Origin of the sequence: Rhizobium sp. CG5, from assembly GCF_023701945.1 — a bacterium.
GTDB lineage: Bacteria > Pseudomonadota > Alphaproteobacteria > Rhizobiales > Rhizobiaceae > Allorhizobium.
The window spans coordinates 1-5,360 of sequence record NZ_JABAEF010000021.1 but is presented as its reverse complement, the minus strand read 5'-3'; the positions used below and the strand labels follow the sequence as shown (position 1 = coordinate 5,360).

At 62.9% G+C, this 5,360-nt stretch carries 6 protein-coding genes; all 6 read right to left on the bottom strand.

The genetic code is table 11. The features are described from left to right. Nucleotides 1-208: 208 nt before the first annotated feature. The 6 genes from HGO38_RS25635 to glyS all read right to left on the bottom strand — a co-directional run bounded on the left by HGO38_RS25635 (nucleotide 209) and on the right by glyS (nucleotide 4,602). The gene (locus HGO38_RS25635; RefSeq protein ID WP_250958645.1) at nucleotides 209-703 is read right to left on the bottom strand and encodes a 2-thiouracil desulfurase family protein; all 495 of its coding nucleotides are present in this window, start codon (nucleotides 701-703) and stop codon (nucleotides 209-211) included. Continuing rightward, nucleotides 700-1,002: a type II toxin-antitoxin system RelE/ParE family toxin gene (locus HGO38_RS25630; protein WP_250958644.1), complete on the bottom strand. Its 303-nt coding sequence runs from the start codon at nucleotides 1,000-1,002 to the stop codon at nucleotides 700-702. Before HGO38_RS25630 ends, HGO38_RS25635 begins: the two co-directional genes overlap by 4 nt. Continuing rightward, a complete protein-coding gene (locus tag HGO38_RS25625; protein WP_250958643.1) occupies nucleotides 995-1,246 on the bottom strand; it encodes a type II toxin-antitoxin system ParD family antitoxin in 252 nt (83 codons plus the stop codon). The genes HGO38_RS25630 and HGO38_RS25625 overlap by 8 nt, the downstream gene beginning before the upstream one ends. Before the next feature lie 97 nt (nucleotides 1,247-1,343). Continuing rightward, complete coding sequence (locus HGO38_RS25620; protein ID WP_250958642.1) at nucleotides 1,344-1,658, bottom strand: helix-turn-helix domain-containing transcriptional regulator; 315 nt, start codon at nucleotides 1,656-1,658, stop codon at nucleotides 1,344-1,346. Beyond that, on the bottom strand, nucleotides 1,642-1,980 hold the full coding sequence (locus tag HGO38_RS25615) for a type II toxin-antitoxin system RelE/ParE family toxin (protein WP_250958641.1): 339 nt from the start codon (nucleotides 1,978-1,980) through the stop codon (nucleotides 1,642-1,644). Before HGO38_RS25615 ends, HGO38_RS25620 begins: the two co-directional genes overlap by 17 nt. 42 nt (nucleotides 1,981-2,022) lie before the next feature. After that, nucleotides 2,023-4,602 (bottom strand): glycine--tRNA ligase subunit beta, encoded by a 2,580-nt coding sequence (glyS, locus tag HGO38_RS25610; RefSeq protein ID WP_250958640.1) that lies wholly within the window; start codon nucleotides 4,600-4,602, stop codon nucleotides 2,023-2,025. Between the last annotated feature and the right edge of the window lie 758 nt (nucleotides 4,603-5,360).

Sequence of the window (5,360 nt, the reverse complement as noted above, 5' to 3'; positions counted from 1 at the left end):
ATGGCCGAGGAAACCACCGCATCGGCGGACGTTCTCGCCAATGACACCGGCGACCTGCTGGAGCTGATCCGCAGCTTCAAGGTCTCCACTGCCGCGCAGTCCGGCCAGCTGGCCGGCATGGCCCAGCAGATGCGCCGGGCCAGCTGAGCCTTCGCCAGCCGAACGAGCAGACACAAGCCGCCGGGCATGATCCGGCGGCTTTTTCGTTTCAGCCGGAACCGTCGAGGATTGCCACCAATTGCTCGATGGCACGGTCGCTATAGACTGGTATGCCGGCCGCCTGCAGCAGCGCCGCGGTGACGCCGAAGCCGGGATGGCGGCTGCCTGAAAACGAACCGTCATAGATAAAGCCCGAGCCGCAGGACGGGCTGCCATCGATCAACAGCGCATGGCTGCAGCCGTTGGAACGGGCAAACGCGACCGCCTTGCGGCCGCCGTCAATAAACTCCGCCGTCACGTCGCCACCGGTTACTTCCATCACCCGCGCCCGGCCGGCCAGCACATCGGCGCCGGTCAAGCCGCCTTCGATTTCGGCCGGCGGTCGCGGCGTCGGCAGGCCACCGGCCTGCTCGGGACAGAAACCGACCAGCCGGCCTTCCGCCTGCCAGCGGTCGATCGCCGGATGATGCAAGGGCTTGCCCCGGCCGTCGTAGCGCACGGGGCGACCGAGAAGGCAGGCGCTGATGAGGATTTTGGCGGTCATGATGGTCCAAGATGTCTTGAGACATCGCTCCTCTCGTGCAGGATTCGAACCACCTCGACCATAACATCATTCAGAATGACGTAGAAAATCAGATGAGAACCGGCACGGCGTCTACGATAGTCAGAACGAAGCCAGTCGATCGCGCTGCCCGAGAGCGGATGCCGACCGATTTCAGCAATCATGTCCAGGATTTGCCGAAGGTAGCGCTCGGCCTGAACTTCGGACCTGTGATCACGTGTGTCATCACCGATCTTCAGGAAATCTCGTCTTGCGGCAGGGCTGAGCCGCACCTCAGCCACGGCTTTTCCAGCTCTCGCGAACGGTGGCCATCAGTTCCTCGGGATCGAACGGCTCCGCCGGTCCGCTGGTCTCGCCCTCGATCAGCGCATTGCGCAGCCATTCGACGCGAGCCTCCTCATCCCTCAACAGGCGCAGTCCGGCTTCGACCACGTCTTCGGCAGACTTGAAGCGTCCGCTTTCGACCTGGGCATCGATAAAGCTACCGTAGGGTTCGGCGATGGTCACCTGAACGGGCTTGTTCACAGCGAAACCTCCATGCGGATTGATAGAAAAGCATAGCACGAAAGGAGGGCGAGACAAATCTGCCCTGCAGGCATGAGGGCTGTTCAGGTGTCCTGGCTCAAGCTGCGGCCACGGCCAATTGCAGGCCTGTTTCCTCCTGCAGATGACGGATCACATTGAAGAGATTGTCGGCGCGCGGATTGCCCTTGGGACCGAACATGCGCATCAGGCTTTTCGCCGGGACGCCGGCTTTTTCCGCCAGGCGCTCAAACCCGATGGTCGCATTGATGAAGTCGCGCAGAACCGACTTGCCGGTCTCGACGTCGCCTGCCAGCAACAATTCGACGGCATCCGACAACAGCGCTGCGCGAAAGGCGGCATCGGTCGCGGCGCGGCTCTTCACGGTCAGTTTGAAATCACGGGTCAATGCCACGGCGCTTGCCTTTCCTTTGCTTGTAAAGCTGCCAGCGTTCGAGCGCGATGCGAATATCGTCCTGTTGCCGCTTCTTTGTCCCGCCGGCCAACAGAATGACAAGCTGGTCGCCATCGCGGCCGAAATAGATCCGATAACCAGGACCGTAATCGATCCGGTATTCGAGCAGACCGGCGCCAACACTCTTGACGTTGGATAAGTTGCCGGCCTCTACCCGGGCCAATGCCACAGTAACCTTCGAGGCCGCCCGCACCTCGATGCCGGCAAACCATAGGGCAAAGGGGCTTTCGCCGCGCTGATCCAGATATTCACGGATCTTCATGGCGCCAATGGTAACATATCCGCTACCATTGGCAATCCAGGATCATCCCGCGATCTTGGAGAAATCCGCGACCGTGGCCGTGGCATCGCGGATGGCGCTCAGCAGTGCCAGGCGGTTGGCGCGGATGGCGGCGTCTTCGTCGTTGACCAGCACATCGGTGAAGAAGCGGTCGACCGGGTCGCGCAGCGTCGACAGAGCCTGCATGGCGGAGCGGAAGTCTTCCGCGGCCACCGCATTGGCCGCATCGATGGTCGCCACCCTGATCGCCGCAAACAGCGCCTTTTCGGCATCGAGCTTCAACAGCTCGGCCGAGACGCCATCGGCAACGACGGTGCCCTTCTTCTCTTCGGCGGCCAGCAGCTGGGTGGCCCGCTTGGTGCCGGCCAGCAGGTTTTTGCCGTCTTCCGAGGTGATGAAGGCGGTCAGCGCCTCGACCCGGCGGGCGACCATGAGCAGGTCGTCGGTGCCCACACCCTCCCTTTGAGGGGGATGGTCGGCCCGCAGGGACGGGGTGGGGTGACCGGCCTCGGTGTTCGGGGTGTCACCCCCACCCGCGCGTTCCGCGCGACCTCCCCCCTCAAGGGGGAGGTGGTTGGCCGCCGCAAGCACAGCGTCGATGATATCGTGCCGGGCGCCCTGTTCGCGCAGGTAGACTTTCAGGCGGTCGTGGAAGAACTCAACCATCGATTCAGTTATTTCTGAAGCATCCTCGACTATTATTCTGCTTTCACCGCCTCTGAATACCTTGTCTTTATAGTCGCCGAATTCACTAACCAGTTCACCTAACCGCTGTGATTGAACATACAGCCCCTGCACCTTCGATGCGAAGAGGCTTTTTGCAGCCGAGTTCAAAGCTGGAACCAAATTCAGCCGAACACCCCGTTCCAAAATCATCCGAACCACACCCAGTGCGGCACGACGCAGCGCATACGGATCCTTGGACCCCGTCGGCTTTTCGTCGATCGCCCAGAAACCCACCAGCGTATCCAGCTTGTCGGCCAGCGCCACGGTCAGGCCGACCTTGTCTTCCGGCAGGCGGTCGGAGGGGCCGTTGGGCTTCCAGTGGTCCTCGATGGCGGCAGCGACAGAGGCGTCTTCGCCCTGCAGGAGCGCGTAGCGACGGCCCATCAGGCCCTGGAGTTCGGGGAATTCGCCGACGGCCTCGGTGCGCAGATCGGCCTTTGCCAGCACCACGGCGCGGTCGACCTGGCGGACGAAGGCGTCGAGATCGACACCCTCCCCTTGAGGGGGAGGGTCGGCCCGCAGGGACGGGGTGGGGTGACCCACCGCAGCGGCCGAAGGGTCACCCCCACCCGCGCGTTCCGCGCGACCTCCCCCCTCAAGGGGGAGGTGGGCTTTCGCCGTTGCAAACACGACCGGTGCCAGTTCCCTCGCCAGCGCCCGGATGCGCGCCACGCGCTCGCCCTGCGTGCCGAGCTTGGCATGGAAGGTGACGTTCAGCGCGTCGAGCTTGGCCATGCGTTGATCGAGTGGTTTTTTGAGATCGAGGTCGAATTTGGCGGCCGAGGACTTCAGCGTCTCCAGATCCGGCAGGTCGCCCTGGTCGCGGGTCCAGAAATGTTTGGCATCCGACAGCCGGGCGCGCACGACCTTGCCATTGCCATGCATGATCTCCTTGCCGCCGTCCTTGGCGTCGATATTGGAGATCAGGATGAAATGGTTGGAGAGCCCCTCGCCGCCCTGCTTGCGGGTGACGAAACATTTCTGGTTGGTCTTGATGGTCAGCCGGATGATTTCGGCCGGAATGGCCAGATACTCTTCCTCGAAGGTGCCGAGCAGGACATGGGGATATTCGACCAGACCGGACACCTCTTCGAGCAGGCCTTCGTCCTCGACCAGTTCAAGGCCATTGGCAAAGGCCAGATTGGCGGCATCCTGGGCGATGATATGCTTGCGGCGCTCGGCATCGAGAATGACGCGGGCTTTTTCGAGGTTTGCGACATAATCGTCGAAGCGGCGCACGGTGATGGCATCCGGCGCATGGAAACGATGGCCGTAGGTGACATTGCCGGCAATGATGCCGTCGATCTCGAAGGGGATGACGGCGGTTTCGTCATGCTCGGAGCCGAAGGTGCAGACGATCGACTGCAGCGGCCGCACCCAGCGCAGCGCTTCCGGCCCCTTGCCCTCGATGCCGCCGAAGCGCGAGCCCTTCGGCATGGAGGCAGCGCCCGAGCGCATGGATTTCGGCCAGGGGAAGGTGCGGATGATGCCGGGCATCACGTCGGTGACGATGTCTTCGGCAGCGCGACCCGGCTTGTCGAGAAAGGCCACGTAGAAATCGCCCTTCTTCGGATCGGTCTTGATGACAGCCTGGTCGATCGACGACAGCCCGGCACCGCGCAGGAAGCCGTCGATGGCGCCTTGCGGCGCGCTGACGCTCGGGCCCTTCTTTTCCTCGCGGATATCGGCGGAGCGGGCCGTCAGGCCGCGGATATCGAGCACGAGGCGGCGCGGCGTCCAATATTCGCGCGCGCCCTCATAGGTCAGGCCCGCATCCACCAGCGCATCGGTGACGAGCTTCTTCAGATCGCCCGCCGCCTTGCGCTGCATGCGGGCGGGGATTTCCTCGGAGCGGAGTTCGAGCAGAAGATCGGGCATTGGTTTTCTTTCCTCACCCTTCGTCTGGAACGGAGGGTCGGACCGAAGGTCCGGGGTGGGTCGACAAAAGGCTAGCCCCTGCTAGCAAAATTTGCCCCCTTCGCACAATCGTGAAATTGCGTTTGGTGACAGTGTGCGGAACGAAGCGTCACCCCCACCCGCCGCTGCGCGGCGACCTCCCCCCTCAAGGGGGAGGTGGAGTGCGGGGCCGGCGGCATCAGCCACCCTCCCCTTGAGGGGGAGGGTCGGAGCAAAGCTCCGGGGTGGGGTGACCTTGCCGAAAGCGCGAGGTTTGCCTGTTGCTCTTCAACCGCGGCAAAGATCGTGTCGAGCACGGTAGCTTTGCCATCGGGAATGTTTTGTGGGTTTCAATAGACCATCAGAACGACCCACATGACAATCGGTGGATGATCCGTTTTTGTCCCTGATCACCCCCACCCGCCGCTGCGCGGCGACCTCCCCCCTCAAGGGGGAGGTGGAGTGCGGGGCCGGCGGCATCAACCACCCTCCCCTTGAGGGGGAGGGTCGGAGCGAAGCTCCGGGGTGGGGTGACCCGCCCGAAGCGCGAGGTTTGCCTGTTGCTCTTCAACCGCGGCAAAGATCGTGTCGAGCACGGTAGCTTTGCCATCGGGAAGGCTCCGGTTGGGACGGTTTGTCGGTGTTTATAGACCATCAGAACGACCCACATTACAATCGGTGGATGATCCGGTTTTTGTCCCTGATCACCCCCACCCGCCGCTGCGCGGCGACCTCCCCCC